This window comes from Paracoccus xiamenensis (assembly GCF_011308835.1).
Classification (GTDB): Bacteria; Pseudomonadota; Alphaproteobacteria; order Rhodobacterales; family Rhodobacteraceae; genus Paracoccus; species Paracoccus xiamenensis.
The window spans coordinates 190,445-214,441 of record NZ_JAAOHY010000006.1; the positions used below are offsets into that span (position 1 = coordinate 190,445).

Consider the following 23,997-nt stretch of genomic DNA (forward strand, 5'->3'; position numbering starts at 1 on the left):
CGGGAACGTCCACGACAAACGATCAAAACGGCACGTCGTCCTCTGCGCCCGCGGGCTGCACATAGCCTGCCTTCACGTTCTTGAACCCGGCCTCGAACTGGATGGTCAGCGTGTCCTCGGCGATGCCCATGATCGTGCCTGCGCCGAATTTCGGATGGGTGACCTGATCGCCGACGCTGAAGCCCACGGCCTCGGCGTCGATCACCATCGAAGGGGGCATGCGCGGCTTCGCGCGCTGATCGCCGCGCGCCTGCATCCGCTTCCAGCCGGGCGAGTTATAGACATCGGCATTGGCCGCCCGGCTGTGCATCGAGGCGCCGAAATCGGCAGAACCTGCGGCGACGGCAGCGGCGCCATAGCCCTGGCCATAAAGCCCCGGCGCGGTCAGCACGTCCATGCGATCTTCGGGCAGTTCGTCGATGAAACGCGACGGAAGCGAGCTTTGCCATTGCCCATACATGCGCCGGTTTTGGGCAAAGCTGATCGTCGCCAGCTTTTCGGCGCGGGTGATGCCGACATAGGCAAGGCGGCGCTCCTCCTCCAGCCCCTTCTGACCTGTTTCGTCCATGCTGCGCTGGCTGGGGAACAGGCCGTCCTCCCATCCCGGGAGGAAGACGATGGGGTATTCCAGACCCTTGGCGGCGTGCAGTGTCATGATCGACACGGCATCCTGCGCCTCGTCATTGTCGCGATCCATCACCAGCGCGACATGTTCCAAAAATCCTTGAAGATTTTCGAATTCTTCCAGCGCCTTGACCAGTTCCTTGAGGTTTTCAAGCCGGCCCGGAGCGTCGGGAGATTTGTCGTTCTGCCACATCGCGGTATAGCCGGATTCGTCCAGAATCCGCTCTGCCAGTTCGACATGGTTCACGGTCGAATCCAGCGCGTCGGCGTGGAAGCGGCCCATGGCATTGACGAATTCGCGCAGATTCGCGCCGCCCTTGCCGCCCAGCAGGCCGTTGGCGACGACGGATTGCGCGCCGATCAGCAGCGGCTCGGCCAGTTGCCGCGCCTCGGTCTGGATCACCTGCACCGCCTTTTCGCCGAGGCCACGCTTGGGGGTATTCACCACGCGCTCAAAGGCCAGATCGTCGACGGGGCTGACGGCCAGCCGGAAATAGGCCATGGCGTCGCGGATTTCCAGACGTTCGTAAAAGCGCGGCCCGCCGATCACCCGGTAGGGCAGGCCGATGGTCAGAAAACGGTCCTCGAAGGCGCGCATCTGGTGGCTGGCGCGGACCAGAATCGCCATGTCGTTCAGGTTGTGCCGCCCGATGCTGGCGCGGGTGCCGGAATGGAAATCCTCGATTTCTTCGCCGATCCAGCGGGCCTCGGCCTCGCTGTCCCATTGATGTATCAGGCGGACAGGCAAGCCTTCGGTTGCGTCGGTCCAAAGCGTCTTGCCCAGCCGCCCCTTGTTCGCCGCGATCAGCCCCGAGGCCGCCGCCAGAATATGCGGGGTCGAGCGGTAATTCTGTTCCAGCCGGATCACCTCGGCGCCGGGAAAATCCTGCTCAAACCGCAGGATGTTGCCGACCTCGGCCCCGCGCCAGCCATAGATGGACTGGTCGTCATCGCCCACGCAGCAGATGTTGCGATGCCCCTGCGCCAGCAGTCGCAGCCAAAGATATTGCGCGATATTAGTGTCCTGATATTCGTCGACAAGGATATAGCGGAAGCGGTCCTGCCATTGCCGCAGGAGGTCGGGATGGGCCTGAAACAGCGTCACGCAATGCAGCAGCAGATCGCCGAAATCGACCGCGTTCAGCGCCAGCAGGCGGTCCTGATAGGCGCGGTAAAGCTGCACGCCCTTGCCATCGAAACCCGCACCTTCGGCGCGCGAGACCTTGTCGGGCGTCAGCGCGCGGTTCTTCCAGCTGTCGATCAGCCCGGCCAACTGACGCGCAGGCCACCGCTTTTCGTCGATGTTTTCGGCCAGGATCAACTGCTTCAGCAGGCGAATCTGATCGTCGGTGTCCAGAATGGTGAAGGTCGGCTTCAGATGCTGGTCGCCAGATCCGATCAGTTCGGCATGGCGGCGCAGGATCTTGACGCTGACACTGTGAAAGGTGCCTAGCCAGGGCATCCCCTCGACCGCGTCGCCCAGCAGGCGGCCGATGCGGTCGCGCATCTCGCGTGCGGCCTTGTTGGTGAAGGTCACGGCCAGGATCTGGCCCGGTCGCGCCCGTCCGGTGGCGATCAGATGGGCGATCCGCGTCGTCAGCACCCGCGTCTTTCCGGTGCCCGCACCTGCCAGCACCAGAACCGGGCCATCCAGCGCCTCGACCGCGCGGCGCTGCGCAGGGTTCAGCCCATCCAGATAGGGCGGCGGCCCCGCAGGCACGCCCATGGCCCGCTGCGATAGGGTAAGCTTGCGTTCGGCTTGTTCAAAGGGATCGTCATCCGTCATGGGCTGACGATAGCGTAGCGCGTTCGGAAGCGGAAGGAGTGTTCTTTGTTTGTTCAACAGAATTTTCGTCAATCCTCACGACTTGACTTGACCGTGTGAGTGTTCTGACGCAGCAATTCGCCAACAAAATCAACAGCGATGACCGGGGGTATCATGCGGCATCTTCACCTTGTAACTTTTGCGGCCGGGATGCTGGCGGTTTCTGGCGCTCATGCCCAGCAAGGCAAGCAGGATCTTGGCGCCTGCGGGCAGCCGGCGGCGCTGAATGGCGGGGCGCTGGTGCTGGACCGCCAGCCGGCTGAAGTCATCGGCGCTTTCACCCAAATCACCCGGAACGAGCCGCGCTATGTCGAGCTGCAGGTGAATGCGCCGATGGCGCTGACCATCTCGACAGTGCTCGAAGGGGGCGATACCACGCTGATCCTGTTCGACAGCAGCGGTGGCGTGGTGGCCGCAAATGATGATCAACGCGACAGCAACGCCTCCCGGATTATCGCCCGGCTGGAGCCGGGGGCCTATTGCGCGCAGGTTGATGTTCTGGGGTCGCTTGATGGCGCGCCGGTCGTGGTGCCGGTCTCGGTCGAGGGCGCGCCGCCGGCCGATGCCTGCATCCGCAATGCAGAGCCTGCGGTTGCGTTTGGCCCGGACAGTCAGGAAATCATCACCACGGGTACGCTGGCCGGCAGTGTCGATCATGCGTTCACGCTGCCTGCGGGGACTGGTGCAAAGATCATGGCGCGCAGCCCGATCTTCGACACCTTCCTGACGTTGGAGGACGAAAACGGCGTGCAGCTTGCCACGGATGACGACAGTGGCAGCGATACCAACAGCCTATTGGAGGTGGCGCCCGAGGCCGAAGAGCGGCAGTATTGCATCCGGCTGACCGGGCTGAACGAAGAAGGCGGCATCTATGCGCTGTCGATCCAGCCGCAGGCCGAAGCCGAGATGCAGGGACCGCAGGATGGCCCGGACGATGCTGTCAGCGCGGCGGCGGATGCAGCAGTCGAGGCGGCGGAGGCCGCCGCAGAAGCTGCTGCGGAAGCGGCCGAGGACAGCCAATAAGGCTTCCCGCGCCGAGCGTCAGCCGCGATGTAGGAGGCTGGCGAAGGTGGTCGGGTCAAGACTGTCCTGCGCAAAGGTCGGCCCGTTGACCAGCATGCTTACCGCGTCATGGCTGTGCAGCGATTCCTGATGGCTGGCGATGACGCGGAAGTCGCTGACGCGCGGTTCCGCGATCAACTGTTCGGCAAAGCTGCGGACCGCATCCTCGACGAAGATCGGATTGGCGGCGTTCAGCTCGGCAAACGCCTGTTCGTCCTCGCGCTTGACCATGACCTGGGTTTCGGTGGGCACGGCGCGACGGCACAGTGCAATCACGTCCTCGAACCACAGCCGGCCTTCGCCGGTCATCAGCATCGACAGCCGCGCGACCGAGCGCTGCGAATGCGGCGTCGCCAGTCGGCCCCGGCTTTCGCGGGCGTGTTCTGAAAGCTCCAGCGAACAGGGGCAGGTCGAGGAATAGACGTAATCGACATGCATGATCCGGCGGCGATGGCCCTGATGTTCAATCAGTTCCAGCGCGATATCGTAATACTGCCAGCCGGCCAGACCTGAGCGCAGCGATTCGACCCGCATCGGATAGGAAATCCGCATCTGGATGCGCGCATCCATGCTGCCCAGATCGTCCTTGTAATCATCCAGCGCCGCCTGCAGCACATCAAGGCTGAAATCCTTGTCGGCATGGGCATAGAAGCTGCGCATGATGCGCGACATGTTGATGCCCTTGCGGTCGGCTTCCAGGCTGACGGTACCAGTGACGCTGGTTTCCAGCGTGATCTCGCCGCCATCCTGCGTCTGATAGCGGATCGGCAGCCGGAAATTGGAAATGCCGACATGCTGGATCAGCACATTGGCGCCCACGATCAGGCTGGCCGGACCGTTCTGAAGGTCGGGCAGGCTGGCCTTGTACTGCGGATCGACGCGGAAATCCGCGTCATATTCGCGGGCAAGCGCGGGATAGATCATCGGCGGGCGCGGCGTGTTCACGGGCGGCTCCTGGCTGGTCGCGCCTCCGATATAGGCCGGATTAGCGGAATCGAAAGGGTTTTCGGCAAGGATCGGGACAAATGACCCGAATCCTTGCCGCCCTGATATGGTTATTCCAATGCCTGACGCAGATCCGCGATCAGGTCATCGGGATGTTCAAGGCCCACCGAAAGGCGCACCAGACCCGGCGTGATGCCAAGGCGCAGCCGGTCCTCCTCGGTCAGGCGCTGGTGGGTGGTGGTGCTGGGATGGGTGATGATGGATTTCGCGTCGCCCAGATTGTTGGAAATCAGGATCAGCTCCAGCTTGTTCAGGGCATTGAAGGCGGCGTCCTGCCCGCCTGCGATCTCCAGCGCAATCATGGTCCCCCCGGAACCCATCTGCGACATTGCCAGAGCGTGTTGCGGGTGATCGGTCCGGCCCGGATAGATCAGCCGCGACAGCTTTGGATGCCCGTTCAGCGCATCCGCGATGGCTGCGGCGCTGTCGGCCATGGCGCGGACGCGCAGGTCCATCGTGGTCAGCCCGTTCAGCATCAGCCAGGAATTGAACGGGCTGATCGCGCCGCCGGAATGTTTCAGATAGGGCTCGGCCACCTCGCGCACGAATTGCCGCGTGCCGCAGATCACGCCCCCAAGGCCGCGGCCGGCGCCGTCGATATGCTTGGTCGTCGAATAGATGATGACATCGGCACCCTGTTCGACCGCACGAGAGAAGATCGGAGTGGCAAAAACGTTGTCGACCATGACGATCGCACCGGCGGCATGTGCCAGTTCGGCGACGGCGGCGATGTCGATCACCTCCAGCGTCGGGTTCGACACCGATTCGAAGAAGACCGCCGTCGTGCCCGGCCGGATCGCCGCGCGCCATTGGTCCAGATCGGTTCCGTCGACCAGCGTGACCTCGACCCCGAAGCGTTTCAGGACATCAAGGATATACAGGTTCGAGCCGAACAGTGCGCGCGCTGCGACGACATGGCTGCCGGCTTCGCAAACCGCCATCAGCGCACCGTTGACGGCTGCCATGCCCGAGGTGGTGGCAAAGGCGTCCTCGGTACCTTCCAGCGCGGCGATGCGGTCCTCGAACATGCGGTTGGTCGGGTTGCCATAGCGGGCATAGATGAATTCGTCGTCGCCGACCTTCTGGAACCGCGCCTCGGCCTGTTCGGCGGTGTCATAGACAAAGCCTTGGGTCATGAACATCGCCTCGGCCATCTCGCCATATTGGCTGCGACGGGTGCCGGCGTGCACGGCAAGGCTGCGTTTGTGCAGATTGCGTTCGTTCATGATTTGCCTCGTTGGTTGCGGTTCCGCGTTACCCCCGCCGTTTTCGGATGGCAAGCTTTGCGGCCGAAATCCAGCGTTGTTACGGCAATGTCGCGCCCCGGTCACACCCCTGTTGCGCTGAAGCGGCATCAGGACGCGAACCTTGGCAAAGCGGATCCGGCCATGGCCGTGCTGCATCTCAATTCTGACCGGGCGGACGCACCGGAGGCCCTTGACGCGGCGCGGGCGCTGCCGCCCGGCGCGGCGCTGATCGTGATGATCCACGGCTATCGTTACTGCCCGTCCAGCCCGGCGCATGATCCGCATCGCCATATCCTTGCGCTGGATCCGACGCTGCCGGGGCGGCGGCTGCGATCCTGGCCCTCGGCGCTGGGGTTGCGCGACGAAACGGGCGGGCTGGGCATCGCCTTTGGATGGCCGGCGCGCGGCGGGCTGGCGCGGGTCTACCATCGGGCCGGGGGGATCGGGCGCGATCTGGGGCCGGCGCTTGGGCGGCTGGCGGATGCGGCGGGGCGCCCGGTGCAGATGATCGGGCATTCGCTGGGCGGGCGCGTTGCCTTGCAGGCGCTGGCGGCAGCCCCCGCGGGCAGTGTCGGGCGTATCATCCTGATGGCTGCGGCCGAGTTGCGTCCCGCGGCCGAGGCGGCGATCGCCAGCCCCGCCGGTCGTCTGGCCGAGGTCATCAACGTCACCTCGCGCGAGAATGACCTGTTCGATTTCGCTTTGGAACTGTTGGTCGGGCGCGGCCGCGGGCGCAGCCCGGCGCTGGGGTTCGGCCTGTCGCAGCCATGCCCGAACTGGCTGGACCTTCAGATCGACGCGTCCGAGCCGCGCCGCGCATTGGCCGGGCTGGGATTTGATATTGGTGCCGATACTGCCCGCGCCTGCCATTGGTCGCCCTATATGCGGGCCGGGCTTTTCGATTTCTATCGCGTGGCGCTGGGTCAGCCTTGGGCGTTGCCGCTGGCCCTGCTGCGGGCACATTTGCCTGCCCGGCAGACCCCGCGCTGGTCGCGGCTGTTGCAGCTACCGGGGCGGCAGGCTGACTGGGGACGCGCGTAAGAACTGGGGCGCGTTCCGGTTCTGGCGGATCAGTTCAGGCGTCATCGTCCTTGTTGATGCCATAGCGGGAAAAAAGGCCCGCATTGGCCATCAGGAACACGAACATGATGACCGGCAGGCCGAAGGTCTTGAAATTCACCCAGGCGGTATCCGAGAAGTTGCGCCAGATTACCTCATTTGCGATGGCGAGGCCCGCGAAAAGCGCGATCATCCGCTGGGTCAGCTTGACCCAGCCTTCGTGCTGCATGGGCAGGGCCTCGCCCATCACCAGCTCCAGCCAGTTGCGATTCAGAAGCAGTCCCAGCGCCAGCAGGCCGGCGAAGATGCTGTAGATCAGCGTGACCTTCATCTTGAAGAAACGCTCGTCGTTCAGCCAGACCGTCAGGCCGCCGAAAACCACCACCAGCACAAGCGTCAGCACCTGCATCACCGACAGCTTGCCGCTGAGCCGCCACAGCGCCAGGGTCGACAGCGCCAGCACCGGCACGAAGATCATGGTGGCAATGATGAAGCCGCCATATTCGGTCCCGCCCAGTACGAAGGTCCGGTTTTTCAGCAGCGTGAAGACGGCGAAGAAGGCGATGAGCGGGCCGAATTCCAGCGCTGCCTTGACGCCCGGCGAGATGGGCTTGCGATTGTCGGTTTCCATATCTGCTCCGTTCAGGCTGCGCCGAATTCCATGATGACAGCGCCAGCGGCGATCAGCGCCATCAGCGCCGCGCGTGCCGGCCCGACCTTTTCGCCCAGGACGAGCCAGCCGACAAGGGCCGCGAAGACTGTTGATGTCTCGCGCAGGACGGCGGCGCGGCCGACCTCGTCGATGCGGGTGGCCATCATGATCGATCCGAAGCTGGCAAAGGCCACCACGGCCCCGATCACGCCGCGGACCGCCAACCCGCGCCATTCGGTGCGAGGCAGGGCAGCCAGCCGTCGCCGCAGAAAGAACGGCATGAGCAACCCGTCGAGCAGGAAGAACCAGGTCAGAAAGGTCAGCGGATGCGCCGCCTGCCGGATGCCCCAGGCGTCGTAGGTGGTATAGGCGGCAACGAAAACGCCGGTGATGGCGGCCCAGGTCAGCGCCGGGACCAGGGTTTCGCGCCCGACATCCAGCTTGCGGTAATTATAGGCGGCCAGCCCGAGGATCCCCGCGACCAGCGTCGCCACCCCAAGCCACTGGGTCAGGTTGTAGCGTTCCTGAAAGACGATGCTGGCCAAGATGACCGTGACCAGCGGCCCGGTGCCGCGCACCACCGGATAGACCACGGTATAGGCGCCACGCTGATAGGTCATCGCCTGCGCCATCTTGTAGCCGATGTGAATCACCACGACGCCCGCGAAGATCGGCCACAATGCCGGCTCGGGCCAGGGGGCAATGAACAGCGCCACCGGAAGGGCAATGGCGACGACCGAGATGTCGATGGCCGCGCGGCTGATCCAAGGGTCGTGCCTGCCTTTTTGCAGCGCCCCGAAAATGGCGTGCAGGAAGGCCGCCGACAACGCCAGCATCGAGGCAATGCGCGCGCCCTCTGGTGTGCCGGCAATGTGGTTGATCCATTCGGTCATGCCGAAGTCATGATCCCGAAAACCGCCAAGGTCCAGATGCTGGCGCGGCGGCCATTCAGTCCAGCAGCACAGCTGCGAAAATTTCGCCTGGACGTTTGCCGTTCAGCTGCTGGACGATCAGCGCGTGGCGGGTATCGGCGGGCAGGTTGGCCACGCGGCCGGCGCCAAGCGTTACCGTCAGACGCAGCGGCGCCCGCCCGTCCCAGGTCGCCAGCACTTCGCTGGCGGCGACGACATTGCGCAGCACCAGCCTGCGACCGCGATTTTCGCCGCCTTGCACCTCGACAATACGCTCGGGCAGGTAACGGACCAATTGCACCGCGATCGAGGGCGGCAGCCTGCCTTGAGGGGTCAGCTCGATCTCGCTGCGGTTGCCGGATTCTCGACGGGTGATGGCGACGTGATCGCCCTCGGCCCGCTCCATATCGATGGCCATGGCCACATCGGCGGGGCGCGGAAGGTCAATCGGGGTCTCGCCGCCGACTACGATCTGCGGCGTGAACAGCGAGCGTGCGCCCCAGCTCAGGTTGTAACCCTTCTGGCGCTGGCTGAATTCGGGCCGGGCGAATTCATCGGGCCAGCCGAGATAATCCCAGTAATCGACATGCCAGCTGAGTGCCAGCACATCACCTTGGGTCGCCAGATCTGCCAGCAGGTTATCGGCCGGGGGGCAGTCGATGCAGCCTTGAGAGGTAAACAGCTCTACCACCACCGGAGAGCGCGCATGCGGTCCCTGCCGGTTGCGTGCCGACGGACCGGCGGGCGTTGGCGCAGGGGAGATGTCCGAACCGGAGGGCTCCTTCGCAGCCGGGGCCTCGTCTGACCCTGTGGCCTCTGCAGCGAAATCGTGCTGGGGGGCATCGGGTGCGACCTCGTCGCGCATGGCGTCGATGACGGCGTCCACATCGTCCATGATATCGCCATAGTCCGAGGCATCGTAGCCGCCCAGATCGTTCTGGCTGTCGAAGCCACCAAGATCCTCTGAACCGCCGAATTCGGATTGCGCTAGCCTTTGGGGCACACCCGTCGCGGCGTCGAAGCCATCCATCACCCGCTGCAGGCTGTCGTGCGGTCCTCGGGCAGCGCTGCGCGGCGCGACGGGCGCGGCAATGGCAGCCCCGGACGGGACCGGGCGCGAGGCGTGCGGGGATGTGTCGGCCGTTGCCGGCACCGCCAGGAAGGTCAGCGCCAGCAGCGCGAAGGGTATCTGCCGTGCCTGATGCATCATCGCCTTTCCTGCTTGGAGGCAGGGGATAGGACATTGACCGGAAAATCCCAAATCAACGCTATGTGACGTGGCCGTCAGGACGCGATGCGTTGCGCTTGTGCAACATGCGGATGAATGGTATACAATCGCATACAAACAACGATCCGGCCCCTTGAAACGACTCCTCTAATGGGGCATCTCAAAGCTTGAAGCGACCGCCGTACCCATCCAACCGACAGGGAGGCCACCATGCCCATCGTTACCGGAACCGATACCGCCAAGACCCGCCGCACACTGGAGTCGGGCGGGCAGAGCGTCGATTATTACTCGATCCCTGCCGCATCCGAAGCAGGCCTAGGCGATTTTTCGAAGCTGCCGGCCGCGCTGAAGGTCGTGCTGGAAAACATGCTGCGCTTTGAAGACAGCGGCCGCACGGTTTCGGTGGATGACATCAAGGCCTTCGCCGAATGGGCGCAGAAGGGTGGCAACAACCCGCGCGAAATCGCCTATCGCCCGGCCCGCGTGCTGATGCAGGACTTCACCGGCGTGCCGGCTGTCGTGGACCTCGCGGCGATGCGCGACGGCATCACCGCGCTTGGCGGCGATGCGCAGAAGATCAACCCGCTGAACCCTGTCGATCTGGTCATTGACCACTCGGTCATGGTCGATGAATTCGGCACGCCCCGCGCCTTCCAGTTCAATGTGGATCGCGAATACGAACGCAATATCGAACGCTATACCTTCCTGAAATGGGGTCAGAGCGCGTTCAACAACTTCCGCGTCGTGCCGCCCGGCACCGGGATCTGTCACCAGGTGAACCTGGAATATCTGGCCCAGACTGTCTGGACCGACAAGGACCAGAACGGGGCCGAGGTCGCCTATCCCGATACGCTGGTCGGCACCGACAGCCACACCACCATGGTCAACGGCCTTGCCGTTCTGGGTTGGGGCGTTGGCGGGATTGAGGCCGAGGCCGCGATGCTGGGTCAGCCGATCTCGATGCTGATCCCCGAGGTCGTCGGCTTCAAGATCACCGGCGCGCTGACCGAAGGCGTGACCGCGACCGACCTGGTGCTGAAGGTCGTCCAGATGCTGCGCAAGCACGGCGTGGTGGGCAAATTCGTCGAATTCTACGGCGACGGGCTGGATCACATGCCGCTGGCGGACCGCGCCACCATCGCCAACATGGCCCCCGAATACGGCGCCACCTGCGGCTTCTTCCCTGTTGACGAGGAAACGCTGCGCTATCTGCGTCAGACCGGCCGAGATGAGGACCGCATCGCGCTGGTGGAAGCCTATGCCAAGGCCAACGGCATGTGGCGCGACAAGGACTATGCACCGATCTACACCTCGACGCTGGAACTGGATCAAAGCACCGTAGTGCCCGCCATCTCGGGCCCTTCGCGTCCGCAGGACCACGTTGCGCTGACCGATGCGGCTTTCGAATTCGGTAAATACGTCTCGGGCAACCGCAAGCTGAAGGAACCGACCCGCAAGGAAGCCAAGACTTGGAACGAAGAAGGCGGCGCGCCTGCACCCGACCATCTGCCGGGCCATCTGGACGGCTTCCACGAAGCGGTCGTGGAAGGCGAGGATTACAAGCTGCATGACGGTTCTGTCGTGATTGCGGCGATCACCTCCTGCACCAATACCTCGAACCCTTACGTTCTGATGGCCGCCGGTCTTGTGGCGCGCAAGGCGCGCGCGCTTGGCCTGAACCGGAAGCCCTGGGTCAAGACCTCGCTGGCGCCGGGATCGCAGGTCGTCGAAGCCTATCTGAAGGCCGCCGGTCTTCAGGAAGATCTGGACGCGCTCGGCTTTGATCTGGTCGGCTTCGGCTGCACCACCTGCATCGGCAATTCCGGCCCGCTGGAGCCGCATATCTCGAAAGCGATCAACGACAATGACCTGATCGCGACGGCCGTTCTGTCGGGCAACCGTAACTTCGAAGGCCGGATCTCGCCCGATGTTCGCGCGAACTATCTGGCCTCGCCGCCGCTGGTCGTGGCCTATGCGATTGCGGGCGACATGAATATTGACCTGTCGAGCGAGCCGCTGGCCCATACCGCTGACGGCAAGCCGGTCTTCCTGAAAGATATCTGGCCGACCTCGAAAGAAGTCGCGGATATGGTCGACAGCGTCGTCACGCGCGAGATGTTCCAGGAAAAATATGCCGACGTCTTCAAGGGCGACAAGCGCTGGCAAGAGGTCAAGACCACCGACAGCGAGGTCTATGACTGGCCGGCTTCGTCGACCTATATCCAGAACCCGCCCTATTTCCAGGGCATGTCCAAGGAACCGGGCGCGATCAGCGACATCAAGGGCGCCCGCGTGCTGGCCGTTCTGGGCGACATGATTACCACCGACCACATCAGCCCGGCCGGTTCGTTCAAGCCGACCACCCCGGCCGGCCAGTACCTGACCGAACGCCAGGTCGCGCCGAAGGATTTCAACAGCTACGGCTCGCGTCGCGGCAACCACGAGGTCATGATGCGCGGCACCTTCGCCAATATCCGCATCAAGAACGAGATGCTGGACGGCGTCGAGGGCGGCTATACCAAGGGTCCGAAAGGCGGGCAGGAGGCGATCTATGACGCCGCCATGGAATACGAGGCCCAGGGCACGCCGCTGGTCATAATCGGCGGCAAGGAATACGGCGCCGGTTCGTCGCGCGACTGGGCGGCGAAGGGCACCAACCTGCTGGGCGTCAAAGCCGTCATCGCCGAATCGTTTGAGCGTATCCACCGTTCGAACCTGGTCGGCATGGGCGTCATCCCGTTCGAGTTCACGGGTGGCGACAGTCGCAAATCGCTGGGCCTGACCGGTGAAGAGGCCATCACCATCGAGGGGCTGGCCGATGTGAAGCCGCTGCAGATCGTTGATGCGCAGGTCAAATATGCAGACGGCACCGAGAAGACGGTCAAGCTGAAGGCCCGCATCGATACCGAAGTCGAGATCGACTATCTGAAGAATGGCGGCGTGCTGCACTATGTGCTGCGCAACCTCGCGGCGGCCTGATTAAATCCAACTGAACGACAAACCCCCGGCAACTGTGCCGGGGGTTTTCATTTTGTCGGGTCAGGGCTTGCTTCCTTCAATTATTCGATTAATCTGGATATATCGAATCATAGGGGGCCGCGATGAACCAATCGCAGGCATTGGCCGCACTTTCGGCACTTGGGCAGGAAACCCGCCTCGACACGATCCGGCTGCTGGTCAGCGCCGGGGCTGACGGACTGGCAGCTGGTGAGATCGGCGCGAAACTCGGGATCGTGCAGAATACGCTGTCGACCCATCTGTCGATCCTGACGCAGTCCGGCCTAGTAAAATCGCAACGAGAGGGCCGGGTGATCCGCTATTTCGCCGATATGGACGGCATGTGCGGCTTGATGGGCTATCTGCTGGAGGATTGCTGTGCCGGACAGGTCGAATGCTGCGATGGCAGTTTCCAGTGCAGCGCACCCGCGCAGGAGGGTGCCGCAAGTGGCTGCTGCTGATAAGCTTGGGCGACAACTGGTTGCCGAAGCCATCGGCACCGGCTTTCTGGTCGCGGCCGTCGTCGGTTCGGGCATCATGGCTGACCGGCTGACCGCCGATACGGCCATGGCGCTGATGGGCAACACCATTCCGACCGGCGCGATCCTTTTCGTGTTGATAACCCTGCTCGGTCCGGTTTCGGGCGCGCATTTCAATCCGGCGGTCACGCTGGCCTTCGCGCTTGGCGGCGATATGTCCCGCAACGTCGCGCTCCGCTATGTGCTGGCGCAGATTTGCGGGGGGATCTCCGGTGCCGTGCTGGCCCATGCCATGTTCGATCTGCCACTTTTGCAGATCAGTCAGACCGATCGTGGCGGCGCCGATCAGTTCCTGTCTGAAATTGTCGCCACCTTCGGTCTTGTCGCGACGATCTTCGCGGGGCTGCGCACAAGCCCGCAGGCGATACCGGCGCTTGTCGGTCTTTATATCACCGCCGCCTATTGGTTCACCGCATCGACCAGCTTCGCCAATCCGGCCGTTACCATCGCCCGGGGACTAACTGACACGTTTTCGGGCATCAGCCCCGGCAATATCCTCATCTTCATTGTGGCGCAGGTGATCGGGGCGGCCGTCGCGGTGCCGTGCTGTCGCTGGCTGTTCAGGGAAAGGCAAACCGCATGAGCGTCGTCATCCATCACAACCCAGGCTGTGGCACCTCTCGCAATGTGCTGGAAATCATTCGCGCCGCAGGGATCGAGCCGGTGGTGATCGAATACCAGGTGACGGGATGGACCCGCCCGCAGTTGCTGGGCCTGTTCGCGGCGGCGGGACTGACGCCGCGGCAGGCGCTGCGCGTGTCGAAAACCCCGGCCGAGGAAATGGGCCTGACCGATCCGGCCATTCCCGATGATGCGCTGATCGAGGCGATGATCGCGCATCCGATCCTCGTCAATCGTCCGATCGTCTGCACTCGAAAGGGTGTGCGCCTGTGCCGCCCGTCCGAGACGGTTCTGGACCTGCTGGATCAGCTGCCGAAGGGCCCGCTATTCAAAGAGGACGGAGAGATGATTCTGGATGCGAATGGAAGGCCGCCGGCGCAGAAGGGCTGACAGGGTCGTGTGGGGGACGTTCGGTCGCGTGCCGCCAGTACGCATCGTGCGGAATCGCGGGTCGATTCGCGGGCTTTAGCCCCGAAACAATGCCTCGATCCTGGCGGCTTCCTCGGCCAGCCCCCAGGGCGGATTGACCACGAACATGCCGGATCCGACCATGCCGTGACCGGGCTTTGCGGGCGGGAAGTGGACCTCTGACTTCAGCGCCTCGGGGAAGGCCTGCGACAGTCGCGCGACCATGCCACGCTGGCGGTCATCGGTCAGTATCGGATACCACAGCGCCAGTGTGCCGACATTCCACTTGCGGGCGATGTCCTGAAAGAAGCCGGGAATTTCGGTGTAATCGGTTTTGACCTCATAGCTGGGATCAACCAGCATCAGCCCACGGCGCGGGGTGGGCGGGGTGATGGTGCGGGCCATTTGGAATCCGTCCTGGCTGTACAGCTTGGCACGGCCTGCCACTTGCGCCAGCGCCGCATGCTCGGCCGGGTGCATCTCTGCCAGATGGGCGCTGTCGCCGCGACGCAGGAAATGCTGCGCGATCAATGGCGAGCCGGGATAGGCATGGTCGCCATGCTGCCGGCGAACCGATGCCAGCGCCCGCATCAGCGGGTGATCTTCGTCCAGCCATGCGCCGCGTTCGGCGCGTCCGAGACCGGCATCCGCCTCGGCTGTTTTCCGGGCCTCGGCCGAGGACAGGTCGTAAAGCCCGCGCCCGGCATGGGTTTCCAGATAGCTCAGCGGTTTGTCCTTGGCGGTCAGGTAATCCAGCGCCCAGGCCAGCAGCGCGTGCTTGTGCAGATCGGCCGCGTTCCCGGCGTGATAGATGTGCTGATAGGACAACATGCGCCCTTATCCCGCAGGCTTGCTGAAATGAAAAGCGGCGACGCCCAGGGAGGAGGAGGGGCGCCGCCGCGACAACGCTGGCCCAGGGAGGAGGAGGGGCCGCGTATAGCTGCGATACAGGCAGGGAGGAGGAAGCCTGCATCGCATATTCCGACCCAGGGAGGAGGAGGGGCCGGATATAGGGTGCGACACAGGCAGGGAGGAGGAGCCCGCATCGCTAACGTCACACCCAGGGAGGAGGAGGGGCGGACGTGTTCAGTTTAAAGCGGCGTCCCCGAGGGAGGAGGAGACGGGGACGCCGCCGCACCAACAGAACCCAGGGAGGAGGAGAGGGTCCCGTCGTATCTTGGCGGTGGCGCCTCCAGGGAGGAGGAGGGAGGCGCCACCTGAACCCGGACCCAGGGAGGAGGGAGGGTCGGGTATCTGCGTTCTTACTTGCCCCAGGCTGCCTCGGTGGCGATCCGGGTGATCATGCTGCGGTGAATGCCCAGATCCGCCAGTTCGCGGTTCGACAGGTTGGACAGTTCATTCACCGTCTGGCGATACACGGCACGACGGGCGCGGGCTTCCTGCAAGCGCACGATCATGCCCATAAAGCCGGTGCCGGCAGCGCGTTCGCTGCGTGCGGTATGGGTCAGGGTGTTCGTTGCGGCCATTGTACTATCGCTTCATCTTACGGTTCGGTTCGGACGGTGCAGCCATCTGCGCCGTTGAGATCAACATGGCCCCTATGCTGCGCTTGCACAACGAACATTCGGTCAATGCTGCTATGCAGCAAACGCAAGACTTTCGAAAATCAGTCGCGTAATGTGACGGTACTGTTACAAAAATTATTTTTGCGTGAATGTTAGCGCTGGACAGAAGTTGCCGTTTCCGGCAGGTTTCGCGACCTGTTCGCCGCGTTGTCCTATTTAAGTGGCAGCTTCGCATCAGCAAGGAGATTGTAACGCCGCGTCATGTGGTCGGGCCACTTGAAAAGCCTTCCCTGCGGCGGCCTGTCGCAGACCTCGGGTAAGACGCCAGCCCGGACAGGCTGTTGCTTGCGTCGGTTGGGTGGTCGGCCGGATGCGCGCAATGCGCGTTCGAATCGGCGTTCATGGCAGCAATCTCCCCTAGGCCGAGAAAACCTCGATTTAAAGGTATTTCGTCCTATCAGGGTGAATGGACATTTCTACCAACAGCGGCGAAAAGGCAATGTAAGAGGGGGAAACATGGCGTCTTCGCACAGCTTTACCGTGTCTTACGATCGCCGGATCGTCCGCGATGCCATCCGGGCATTCGTGCTGCACCGCTGCTTTCGCGAGCAGAAGGGGCTCTGGCTGGCTGAGTGCGGCCTGCTGCTGTTTCTGGGGTGGCGTTTTGCCGGCGGACGTCATGGCTGGCCAGAGTTGGTCCTGCTTGTCCTCGTGCTGTTGCCCCGGTCGTCGTCGCGATGATTCGCAGCTCCTATAGTCGCAACTCGCTGGGCCGGCTGCGCCAGATGCGCGCGCCCGAGGCGCGCTTCGTTCTGGATCAGCGGGGCGTTTTCGCCGCGTCCGAGCTGGGCGAAACGCTGATACCCTGGGACCGCATCACCGAGGTCTGGCAGCGCCCTGAAAGCTGGATGATCTTCTTTGGCCCCAGCCAGTTCATCACCATGCCCATCCGCGAGATCCCCGAGGAGGCCCTGGGCTACCTGCGCCGGAACCTGCCACGCGGCTGAGCCGGGAATTCATGGGAACGCCTGCGGTCCATGGGGCCGTATGTCGGAACGCGTGGCGCATCGGTTGGGGCGAGGGCTTTCGGGAATATGTGGGAACAGCCCGGTTGGGGGGCGCTCGAGTGCCGGGAATGCATGGGAAAGGCGACCCTGATCCGAATCACCGCCGCGTGATGGGCCGTGATTTTGTGCGGCTGGGCGTCTTTTTGCCCGTCGAGTTGCGGATTTTTGGCGCATGACCATCGTCTGATGGGATTTTCTGGGACAGCGTGGCGGCCCTGCATCTACTACCACATTTAGTATGATTTGTTCGGTTGCTGCCAATACCTGCGCAATGCTGCGCAGCGGCGCGAGGATGTTCCCCCGGTGTTCACGCCCGTTCACATCCGCTCACGCGGTGCTTGCCCAAGATTTTCCATTGCGTCCCATAAATTCCCATGTCATCACGGGGTCACGGAGACGGGCTTCAAGGGGCGATCAAGACCCCGAAGGCGATAGCAGGCTTCATACAGGCACCCCGCTTCCGAACAAGATGGTCCCAAGTGCGAGCAGCACCTCCCCCAAGGTGGCACCAGGGACCAGCCCGCCAACGATGCGGGCCCCAGAGATGGGAACGAGGGCGGCGGATCGGGCAGTGGCAGCGGCCCGGTCCGCCTTTCTTTTCCGGGGTCCCGGGAAGGAAGCGACAGGATCGAAGGAGAGGCGGGCCGGTGGCGCGCAAGTTCAGAGGCTCGGAAGAGGTAAAGGTGGATGGCAAGGGTCGCATGTCGATCCCGGCCCGTTTCCGCCGTATCTTCGAAGCCGGCGATCCTGACTGGAAGCCCTCTGACCGGACACGCATGATCGTCGTCTACGGTCCCGAAAGCTGGAAAAAGCTTGAATTCTATACAGTCGACGCGGCCGAGCGTATCGACGACGAGATCGACCAGTTGCCACGCGGGTCGCAGGAACGACTTTGGCTGGAAACCCTGATGAACGGCATGGCGACCGAGGCCGAGATCGACACCGATGGCCGCCTGGTCCTGCCTCAGAAGCTGCGCGACAAGATCGGGCTGGATGATGGCGCCTTCTTCACCTCGAAAGGTGATTTCATCGAGGTCTGGAGCCCGGCGAACTATTCCGAATCCAGCGGCTCGCTGGAGGCGTTCATGTCGCAATTCCCGGCCGATTTCGATCCGCGCAGCTTCCTGGCTGCCGCGCCCGATCAAGAACCGCGCGAGGGTTAGGCCATGGCCCCCGCGGATAGCGCCAAGGATCCCCATGTTCCCGTACTGATCGACCCGCTGATCCGGGCCGTGGCACCCGTGCGCGGCACCTGGGTCGACGGCACGTTCGGGGCCGGCGGCTATGCGCGCCGGCTGCTGGATGCCGGGGCCGAGCGGGTGATCGGCATCGACCGCGATCCCAGCGTCTTTGCGATGGCGGCCGAATGGGCGGGCGAATATGGCGACCGGCTGCAACTGGTCGAGGGGACGTTTTCCGATCTGGACCGGCTGGCGGGCGGCCCGGTCGACGGGGTGGTGCTGGATCTGGGCGTCAGCTCGATGCAGCTGGATCAGGCCGAGCGCGGCTTTTCCTTCCTGCGCGACGGACCGCTGGACATGCGCATGGGCGCAGATGGTCCCAGTGCCGCCGATCTGCTGAACGCGGCCGACGAATCGCAGATCGCCGACGTGCTGTATCATTATGGCGAGGAGCGCGCCTCGCGCAGGATTGCCCGCGCCATCGTGGCCGCGCGCCCGCTGGAGACCACCGCGCAACTGGCCGAGGTGATCTCGGCCCAGCTTCCGCGCCCGAAACCGGGGCAAAGCCATTCGGCGACGCGCAGCTTTCAGGCCATCCGTATCTGGGTGAATGACGAATTCGGTCAGCTGGCCGAGGGGCTGGCGGCGGCGGAACGCGCGCTGAGGCCCGGCGGCCATCTGGCGGTCGTCAGCTTTCATTCGCTGGAAGACCGGGTGGTCAAACGCTTCTTGCAGTCGCGTTCGGCCACCGCCGGGGGCGGGTCGCGCCACGCGCCGGCGGGCCATGTCGATGCGCCCACCTTCACCATGCCTCACCGCCGCGCCATTGGTGCCGATGACGCCGAACTGGCCGCGAATCCGCGTTCGCGCAGCGCCTATCTGCGGGTCGGCATCCGCACCGACGCCCCGCCGCGCGGTCTGGACGAATCCGCCATTGCCCTGCCGCGCCTGCCGGTGAAAGGGGGGCGGCGATGAGGTCGATCTTCTTCCTGCTGGTGGCGATGGTGGTCATGGGGCTGGCCTTCTGGGCTTACCGTGAAAACTATCGCACCCAGGACGCCCTGAACGAGATGGAGCGCGTGCAGCGCGACATCGCCGGGCTGCGCGAGCAGTTGGTCGTACTGCGTGCCGAATGGGCCTATCTGAACCGGCCCGAGCGTCTGCGCGAGCTGGTGGAGTTGAATGCCGAAAAGCTGAACCTGCAGCCGATCACTTCGAACCAGTTCGTCGATACTGCCAAGATCGACTATCCGCCGCCGCCGGTGAAATACCCGCCGCGCCGCCCGGAAAACTTCGTGCCCCCGACCGAGGGCGCGATCACCGATGCTGACCCGACGCCTTCCGAACAGGAGTCCTCGCAATGATCCGCAAGCCGCTGCGCCCGTTGGCCCGTATCCTCCGCGCCCGTGAAACCGGGCAGGATCCCGACGCGATCGAGGCTGAAAACCGCGCCGAACGCCATGCCGAGATTCAGGACCGCGCCCGCAAACGGGCCGAGGGGCGGCTGGTCTTCATGGCGCTGGGGTTTCTGGTCGCCTTTGGCACCGTGGGCTTCCGCATGGGCGCGCTTGCGGCCTCTGATCCGGCCGAGCCGCGCGCCCAGACCACGGGCGCCCAGATCATCAGCCAGCGCGCCGACATCACCGACCGCAAGGGCCGGGTGCTGGCGACGAACATGCTGACCCACAGCCTTTATGCCCAGCCCAACCAGATGGTCGACGGCCGCCGCGCCGCCGAGGCGCTGTCGCGGATCTTCCCGGATCTGGACCGCGAGCGGATGCTCAAGGACTTCACCGATCCGAAGCGGAAATTCCTGTGGGTGAAGAAAAAGCTCAGCCCCGAACAGATGCAGGCGGTTCACGACATTGGCGAGCCGGGCCTGCTGTTTGGACCGCGCGAGATGCGCCTTTATCCCAATGGCCGCATCGCCAGCCATATCCTCGGCGGGTCCGCCTTCGGCGCTGAAGGCGTGAACAGCGCCGAGGTGATCGGCACCGCTGGCGTGGAGAAAGCCTTTGATGGCTGGCTGCGAAACCCCGCGAACGAGGGCGCACCGCTGACCCTGTCGCTGGACCTGACCGCCCAATCCGCGATGGAGGAGGTGCTGTCCTCGGGCATGCGCCGGATGAACGCCAAGGGTGCGGCCGGCGTGCTGATGGAAATCGAGACGGGCGAGATCCTGGCCATGGCAAGCCTGCCCGATTTTGACCCCAATGATCGCCCGAAGCCGGCGCTGAAGGGCGACCCGTCCGACAGCCCGCTGTTCAACCGTGTCCTGCAAGGGCAGTACGAGCTCGGCTCGACCTTCAAGATCTTCCCGGTTGCGCAGGCGATGGACCTGAAGCTGGTCAATCCGAACACGCATATCAATTCGAACAGCCCGATGAAGATCGGGAAATACAGCATCCGCGACTATCACAATTACGGGCCCAGCCTGTCGGTGGCCGATATCATCGTCAAATCCTCGAACGTGGGCACGGTCAGGATCGCGCAGATGATCGGGGTCGAGCGGCAGAAGGAATTTCTGGGACGGCTGGGCTTTTTCGCACCGACATCTGTCGAGATGGTCGAGGCCCCGACCGGCAAGCCCATCGTGCCGTCGCGTTGGCCCGCCGTGACGGCGGCCACGGTCAGCTTTGGCCACGGCCTGGCGGCCAGCCCGCTGCATCTTGCGTCCGCCTATGCGACGCTGGCGAATGGCGGGCGCAAGGTCACGCCGACTTTGGTGCATGGCAAGAAGCGCCCGGTGGGCGAGCAGGTCGTGTCTGCACAGGCTGCCAAGCTGTCGCTGGCAATGCTGCGCGAAGTGGTCGTGCGCGGCACCGCGCGCCGGGCAGATGTCGAGGGCTATCAGATCGCCGGCAAGACCGGCACCGCCGACAAGCCGCGCCCCGGCGGCGGTTACTACGAAAACAAGGTGGTCGCGAACTTTGCCGCCGTATTCCCACATGAAGCGCCGAAATATGTGCTGGTGGTGACGCTGGACGAACCCAGCGCCACGCTGGGCGGTGGCGAAAGCCGGGTTGCGGGCCTGACCGCGGTGCCGGTGGCGGGTGATGTCATCAGCCGGCTGGCCCCGATTCTGGGCCTGCGCCCGGTCGGCACCAAACCGCTGCCCGACATTGAAGCGCCCACCCGAAACAAGGTAAAGGTCGCCGCAAACGACTGACGGAGTAAGCATGACCGAGGGCGTAAAGCGGCTGTCCCTGCTGGGGTTGAACGCATTTGGCGGGCGCGACCCGGATATTACCGGCCTGTCGGTCGACAGCCGGACGGTTCGGCCGGGCCATCTGTTCGCGGCCCTGCCGGGATCGGCCATCCATGGCGGTGAGTTCATCCAATACGCGCTGCGTCAGGGCGCGGCTGCGGTGCTGACCGATGCCGCCGGTGCGGCCTTGGCGGCCGATGTCCTGCGCGGCTGGGATGGCGCGCTGGTGGTGGCCGAAGACCCCCGGCAGGTGCTGGCGGGTGCGGCGGCGCTGTGGTTCGGTCGCCAGCCGGAAAAGGTGGTCGCGATCACCGGCACCTCGGGCAAGACCTCGGTGGCAAATTTCACCCGGCAGATCTGGCAATCTCTGGGTCTGAAGGCGATCAGCCTTGGCACCATGGGCGTGCAGGGCGATTACGAAGCCAAGCTGGCCCATACCACCCCCGAACCGGTGACCCTGCACCGCATTCTGGCCGCCGCCGCCGAGGCGGGCGTGACCAATGTCGCGATGGAGGCGTCCAGCCACGGGCTCGACCAGCGACGTCTGGACGGGGTGCGGCTGATGGCCGGGGCCTTCACCAATTTCAGCCAGGACCATCTGGATTACCACGCCGGTTTTGACGAATACTTCGCCGCCAAAGCACTGCTGTTCAGCCATATCCTTGATGCCGGCGACGGTGCCGTCATCAATGTCGACAGCGAACGCGGCCGTCAGATGGCCGATATTGCGCGCGAGCGTGACCTGATCCTGACCACCATCGGCAGCGCCGAGGGCGATGATTTCCGGATCCTCGGCCAGCGTTACGATGCCACCGGGCAGGAGCTTCGTTTCAGCTACAAGGGCCAGACGCATCTCGTGCGGCTGAACCTGATCGGCGGCTTTCAGGCGGAAAACGTGCTGGCGGCGGCCGGTCTGGCTATCGCCTCGGGCAGTGACGCGGGCGAGGTTCTGGCGGCGCTGCCGCATCTGGAAACCGTGCGTGGCCGCATGCAGCTGGTCGCGCAGCGCGACAATGGCGCGGCGGTCTTTGTCGATTACGCCCACAAGCCCGGCGCGGTGATCGCGGCGCTGCAATCGCTGCGCCCCCATGTCATGGGCCGGATCATCGTCGTGCTGGGCGCAGGCGGCGACCGTGACCGCGGCAAACGGCCGCTGATGGGACAGGCGGCGCGCGACTTCGCCGATGTGGTCTTCATCACCGACGATAACCCCCGGACCGAAGACCCCGCCGCCATCCGCGCCGAGGTCATGGCCGGTGCTGGCCCCGAAGCCGTCGAAGTCGGTGACCGGGCCGAGGCGATTCTGCGCGGTGTGGACGCCCTGCAACCGGGTGACGCGCTGCTGATCGCCGGCAAGGGGCACGAGACCGGCCAGATCGTCGGCAGCGACGTGTTCCCCTTTGACGATGCCGAACAGGCCTCGGTCGCGGTGGCCGCTCTGGACGGGAAGATCTGATGGCGCTCTGGACTTCTGAAGATGCCGCCGCCGCGACCGGCGGCCGGGTGACGCAGTCCTGGCAGGCGGATGGCGTCAGCATCGACACCCGGACGATCCAGCCGGGCGACCTGTTCGTCGCCCTGCAAGCCGCCCGCGACGGCCATGACTTCGTCGCGCAGGCACTGGAAAAAGGCGCGGCTGCGGCTTTGGTCAGCCGTATCCCCGAAGGCGTGGCCGATGACGCGCCGCTGCTGATTGTCGATGACGTGCTGAAGGGGCTGGAGGCGCTAGGCCGCGCCGGTCGCGCGCGCGTGTCGGGCAAGGTGGTGGGCGTCACCGGTTCTGTCGGCAAGACCTCGACCAAGGAAATGTTGCGCGCGGCCCTTGCTGGGCAGGGCAATATCCACGCGGCCGAGGCATCCTATAACAACCACTGGGGCGTGCCGCTGACCCTGGCCCGCATGCCTGTTGATACCGATTTTGCCATCATCGAAATCGGCATGAGCAACCCGGGCGAGATCGCACCCTTGGCAAAGATGGCCCGTCCCCATGCGGCGCTGATCACCACCATCGCACCCGCCCATATCGCCGCCTTCGGTCATCTGGACGGCATCGCGCGCGAAAAGGCCGCGATCTTTCAGGGCCTGACGCCAGCCGGCGCGGCGATCATCCCGACCAGCCTGTCCACCACGCCGATCCTGCGCGAGGCCGCCGACGATGCCGGTGCCCCCATCCTTAGCTTCGGCGACGCGGGCGAGGCGCGGCTGATTTCCTCGACGCCCGAAGGCGATGTGCTGCGGGTGCGCGGCGCGCTGTCGGGCAAGCCGATCAACTTTACCCTGCGCTCGGTCGGGCCGCATTTCGCCAATAATGCCATGGGCGTGCTGGCCACCGTCAGCGCCATTGGCGCCGACGTGATCGAGGCGGCGAAGCACCTTGCCGAGTGGCTACCCCCGCAGGGACGCGGCGCGGTCGAACAACTGGGTGAGATCCGCCTGATTGACGATGCCTTCAACGCCAACCCTTCCTCCATGCGGGCAGGCCTGGGCACGCTGGCCCGGCTGCCGGGCGCGCGCCGGGTGGCGATTCTGGGCGATATGCTGGAACTGGGGGCGGACGAAAACGCCCAGCATGCCGAACTGGCAAGCGATCCGGTGATGGCCTCGATTGATCTGGTCCATGCCGCAGGCCCGCGCATCCGCCATCTGTTCGATGCGCTGCCAGCCGATAAGCAGGGCATCTGGGCGGAATCCGCCGACGCACTGGCCCTGCGGCTGGACGAACTGGTCCGGCCCGGCGATACGGTGCTCATCAAGGGCTCCAAGGGCTCATATATCAGCCGCGTCGTTCAGGCGATGCGCAAGGCCGGGAACGCGGCCGACGCAACGGGGGCGTGACG

Annotated in this window: 22 protein-coding genes; 14 read left to right on the forward strand and 8 right to left on the reverse strand. The window is 64.4% G+C overall.

What is annotated here, in order from left to right; all coding sequences use genetic code 11:
- Positions 1-22: 22 nt before the first annotated feature.
- Complete coding sequence (locus G7044_RS13785; protein WP_166329822.1) at positions 23-2,410, reverse strand: ATP-dependent helicase; 2,388 nt, start codon at positions 2,408-2,410, stop codon at positions 23-25.
- Positions 2,411-2,563: 153 nt separating this feature from the next.
- Between G7044_RS13785 and G7044_RS13790 the strand changes: the two genes are divergently transcribed.
- Positions 2,564-3,472, forward strand: a complete 909-nt coding sequence (locus tag G7044_RS13790; RefSeq protein ID WP_166329824.1) for a hypothetical protein — start codon at positions 2,564-2,566, stop codon at positions 3,470-3,472.
- Between the two features lie 18 nt (positions 3,473-3,490).
- On the opposite strand, the gene folE2 is transcribed toward G7044_RS13790, so the two are convergent.
- Positions 3,491-4,435: a GTP cyclohydrolase FolE2 gene (folE2, locus tag G7044_RS13795; protein ID WP_166329910.1), complete on the reverse strand. Its 945-nt coding sequence runs from the start codon at positions 4,433-4,435 to the stop codon at positions 3,491-3,493.
- 131 nt (positions 4,436-4,566) lie between these two features.
- Positions 4,567-5,742, reverse strand: a complete 1,176-nt coding sequence (metZ, locus tag G7044_RS13800) for an O-succinylhomoserine sulfhydrylase (RefSeq protein WP_166329826.1) — start codon at positions 5,740-5,742, stop codon at positions 4,567-4,569.
- Between the two features lie 162 nt (positions 5,743-5,904).
- Between metZ and G7044_RS13805 the strand changes: the two genes are divergently transcribed.
- Entirely contained in the window at positions 5,905-6,804 is a 900-nt protein-coding gene (locus G7044_RS13805) for a hypothetical protein (RefSeq protein WP_166329828.1), read from the forward strand.
- A 34-nt stretch (positions 6,805-6,838) separates the two neighbouring features.
- Here G7044_RS13805 and G7044_RS13810 read toward each other — a convergent pair whose 3' ends face one another.
- From G7044_RS13810 to G7044_RS13820, 3 genes are read right to left on the reverse strand one after another with little or no spacing between them, the layout of a single operon-like run.
- Positions 6,839-7,453, reverse strand: coding sequence for an inner membrane-spanning protein YciB (locus G7044_RS13810; RefSeq protein ID WP_166329830.1), 615 nt, complete (start codon positions 7,451-7,453; stop codon positions 6,839-6,841).
- An 11-nt stretch (positions 7,454-7,464) separates the two neighbouring features.
- On the reverse strand, positions 7,465-8,367 hold the full coding sequence (locus G7044_RS13815; RefSeq protein WP_166329832.1) for a DMT family transporter: 903 nt from the start codon (positions 8,365-8,367) through the stop codon (positions 7,465-7,467).
- Between the two features lie 55 nt (positions 8,368-8,422).
- Positions 8,423-9,595, reverse strand: coding sequence for a DUF1223 domain-containing protein (locus G7044_RS13820; protein WP_166329834.1), 1,173 nt, complete (start codon positions 9,593-9,595; stop codon positions 8,423-8,425).
- Between the two features lie 228 nt (positions 9,596-9,823).
- On the opposite strand from G7044_RS13820, the gene acnA reads away from it, so the two are divergent.
- The 4 genes from acnA to arsC all read left to right on the forward strand — a co-directional run bounded on the left by acnA (position 9,824) and on the right by arsC (position 14,160).
- Positions 9,824-12,592, forward strand: a complete 2,769-nt coding sequence (gene acnA, locus G7044_RS13825) for an aconitate hydratase AcnA (protein ID WP_166329836.1) — start codon at positions 9,824-9,826, stop codon at positions 12,590-12,592.
- 122 nt (positions 12,593-12,714) lie between these two features.
- Entirely contained in the window at positions 12,715-13,071 is a 357-nt protein-coding gene (locus G7044_RS13830; protein WP_166329838.1) for an ArsR/SmtB family transcription factor, read from the forward strand.
- Positions 13,058-13,732, forward strand: a complete 675-nt coding sequence (locus G7044_RS13835; RefSeq protein WP_328803859.1) for an MIP/aquaporin family protein — start codon at positions 13,058-13,060, stop codon at positions 13,730-13,732. Before G7044_RS13830 ends, G7044_RS13835 begins: the two co-directional genes overlap by 14 nt.
- A complete protein-coding gene (arsC, locus tag G7044_RS13840; protein WP_166329842.1) occupies positions 13,729-14,160 on the forward strand; it encodes an arsenate reductase (glutaredoxin) in 432 nt (143 codons plus the stop codon). The genes G7044_RS13835 and arsC overlap by 4 nt, the downstream gene beginning before the upstream one ends.
- Positions 14,161-14,235: 75 nt before the next feature.
- Here the strand turns inward: arsC and rlmJ are convergent, their stop codons facing one another.
- Both rlmJ and G7044_RS13850 read right to left on the reverse strand, forming a co-directional pair.
- Complete coding sequence (gene rlmJ / locus G7044_RS13845) at positions 14,236-15,009, reverse strand: 23S rRNA (adenine(2030)-N(6))-methyltransferase RlmJ (protein ID WP_166329844.1); 774 nt, start codon at positions 15,007-15,009, stop codon at positions 14,236-14,238.
- 431 nt (positions 15,010-15,440) lie between these two features.
- Positions 15,441-15,665, reverse strand: a complete 225-nt coding sequence (locus G7044_RS13850; RefSeq protein ID WP_207630300.1) for a DUF1127 domain-containing protein — start codon at positions 15,663-15,665, stop codon at positions 15,441-15,443.
- A 555-nt stretch (positions 15,666-16,220) separates the two neighbouring features.
- Here G7044_RS13850 and G7044_RS13855 point away from each other — a divergent pair.
- The 8 genes from G7044_RS13855 to G7044_RS13890 all read left to right on the forward strand — a co-directional run bounded on the left by G7044_RS13855 (position 16,221) and on the right by G7044_RS13890 (position 23,995).
- Complete coding sequence (locus G7044_RS13855) at positions 16,221-16,445, forward strand: hypothetical protein (RefSeq protein ID WP_166329846.1); 225 nt, start codon at positions 16,221-16,223, stop codon at positions 16,443-16,445.
- Positions 16,442-16,711: a YcxB family protein gene (locus G7044_RS13860; protein ID WP_166329848.1), complete on the forward strand. Its 270-nt coding sequence runs from the start codon at positions 16,442-16,444 to the stop codon at positions 16,709-16,711. Before G7044_RS13855 ends, G7044_RS13860 begins: the two co-directional genes overlap by 4 nt.
- A gap of 707 nt (positions 16,712-17,418) precedes the next feature.
- Entirely contained in the window at positions 17,419-17,934 is a 516-nt protein-coding gene (gene mraZ / locus G7044_RS13865; RefSeq protein WP_166329850.1) for a division/cell wall cluster transcriptional repressor MraZ, read from the forward strand.
- Positions 17,935-17,937: 3 nt separating this feature from the next.
- Positions 17,938-18,927: a 16S rRNA (cytosine(1402)-N(4))-methyltransferase RsmH gene (gene rsmH, locus G7044_RS13870; RefSeq protein WP_166329852.1), complete on the forward strand. Its 990-nt coding sequence runs from the start codon at positions 17,938-17,940 to the stop codon at positions 18,925-18,927.
- On the forward strand, positions 18,924-19,316 hold the full coding sequence (gene ftsL, locus G7044_RS13875; protein ID WP_166329854.1) for a cell division protein FtsL: 393 nt from the start codon (positions 18,924-18,926) through the stop codon (positions 19,314-19,316). Before rsmH ends, ftsL begins: the two co-directional genes overlap by 4 nt.
- Positions 19,313-21,121 carry a peptidoglycan D,D-transpeptidase FtsI family protein gene (locus G7044_RS13880; protein ID WP_166329856.1) on the forward strand — a complete coding sequence of 603 codons (1,809 nt, stop codon included), beginning with the start codon at positions 19,313-19,315 and terminating at the stop codon, positions 21,119-21,121. Before ftsL ends, G7044_RS13880 begins: the two co-directional genes overlap by 4 nt.
- A 10-nt stretch (positions 21,122-21,131) precedes the next feature.
- Positions 21,132-22,616: a UDP-N-acetylmuramoyl-L-alanyl-D-glutamate--2,6-diaminopimelate ligase gene (locus G7044_RS13885; protein WP_166329858.1), complete on the forward strand. Its 1,485-nt coding sequence runs from the start codon at positions 21,132-21,134 to the stop codon at positions 22,614-22,616.
- On the forward strand, positions 22,616-23,995 hold the full coding sequence (locus tag G7044_RS13890) for a UDP-N-acetylmuramoyl-tripeptide--D-alanyl-D-alanine ligase (protein ID WP_166329860.1): 1,380 nt from the start codon (positions 22,616-22,618) through the stop codon (positions 23,993-23,995). The genes G7044_RS13885 and G7044_RS13890 overlap by 1 nt, the downstream gene beginning before the upstream one ends.
- The last annotated feature ends 2 nt before the right edge of the window (positions 23,996-23,997 follow it).

Excerpts from the sequence above, each read along its gene's own strand:
- G7044_RS13790 (WP_166329824.1), top strand. The coding sequence starts at position 2,564 with ATGCGGCATCTTCACCTTGTAACTTTTGCGGCCGGGATGCTGGCGGTT.
- G7044_RS13880 (WP_166329856.1), top strand. The coding sequence starts at position 19,313 with ATGATCCGCAAGCCGCTGCGCCCGTTGGCCCGTATCCTCCGCGCCCGT.
- G7044_RS13850 (WP_207630300.1), bottom strand. The coding sequence starts at position 15,665 with ATGGCCGCAACGAACACCCTGACCCATACCGCACGCAGCGAACGCGCT.
- rlmJ (WP_166329844.1), bottom strand. The coding sequence starts at position 15,009 with ATGTTGTCCTATCAGCACATCTATCACGCCGGGAACGCGGCCGATCTG.
- G7044_RS13820 (WP_166329834.1), bottom strand. The coding sequence starts at position 9,595 with ATGATGCATCAGGCACGGCAGATACCCTTCGCGCTGCTGGCGCTGACC.
- G7044_RS13860 (WP_166329848.1), top strand. The coding sequence starts at position 16,442 with ATGATTCGCAGCTCCTATAGTCGCAACTCGCTGGGCCGGCTGCGCCAG.
- G7044_RS13855 (WP_166329846.1), top strand. The coding sequence starts at position 16,221 with ATGGCGTCTTCGCACAGCTTTACCGTGTCTTACGATCGCCGGATCGTC.
- G7044_RS13815 (WP_166329832.1), bottom strand. The coding sequence starts at position 8,367 with ATGACCGAATGGATCAACCACATTGCCGGCACACCAGAGGGCGCGCGC.
- acnA (WP_166329836.1), top strand. The coding sequence starts at position 9,824 with ATGCCCATCGTTACCGGAACCGATACCGCCAAGACCCGCCGCACACTG.
- G7044_RS13805 (WP_166329828.1), top strand. The coding sequence starts at position 5,905 with ATGGCCGTGCTGCATCTCAATTCTGACCGGGCGGACGCACCGGAGGCC.
- metZ (WP_166329826.1), bottom strand. The coding sequence starts at position 5,742 with ATGAACGAACGCAATCTGCACAAACGCAGCCTTGCCGTGCACGCCGGC.
- folE2 (WP_166329910.1), bottom strand. The coding sequence starts at position 4,435 with ATGATCTATCCCGCGCTTGCCCGCGAATATGACGCGGATTTCCGCGTC.
- G7044_RS13890 (WP_166329860.1), top strand. The coding sequence starts at position 22,616 with ATGGCGCTCTGGACTTCTGAAGATGCCGCCGCCGCGACCGGCGGCCGG.
- ftsL (WP_166329854.1), top strand. The coding sequence starts at position 18,924 with ATGAGGTCGATCTTCTTCCTGCTGGTGGCGATGGTGGTCATGGGGCTG.
- rsmH (WP_166329852.1), top strand. The coding sequence starts at position 17,938 with ATGGCCCCCGCGGATAGCGCCAAGGATCCCCATGTTCCCGTACTGATC.
- arsC (WP_166329842.1), top strand. The coding sequence starts at position 13,729 with ATGAGCGTCGTCATCCATCACAACCCAGGCTGTGGCACCTCTCGCAAT.
- G7044_RS13785 (WP_166329822.1), bottom strand. The coding sequence starts at position 2,410 with ATGACGGATGACGATCCCTTTGAACAAGCCGAACGCAAGCTTACCCTA.
- G7044_RS13885 (WP_166329858.1), top strand. The coding sequence starts at position 21,132 with ATGACCGAGGGCGTAAAGCGGCTGTCCCTGCTGGGGTTGAACGCATTT.
- G7044_RS13830 (WP_166329838.1), top strand. The coding sequence starts at position 12,715 with ATGAACCAATCGCAGGCATTGGCCGCACTTTCGGCACTTGGGCAGGAA.
- G7044_RS13810 (WP_166329830.1), bottom strand. The coding sequence starts at position 7,453 with ATGGAAACCGACAATCGCAAGCCCATCTCGCCGGGCGTCAAGGCAGCG.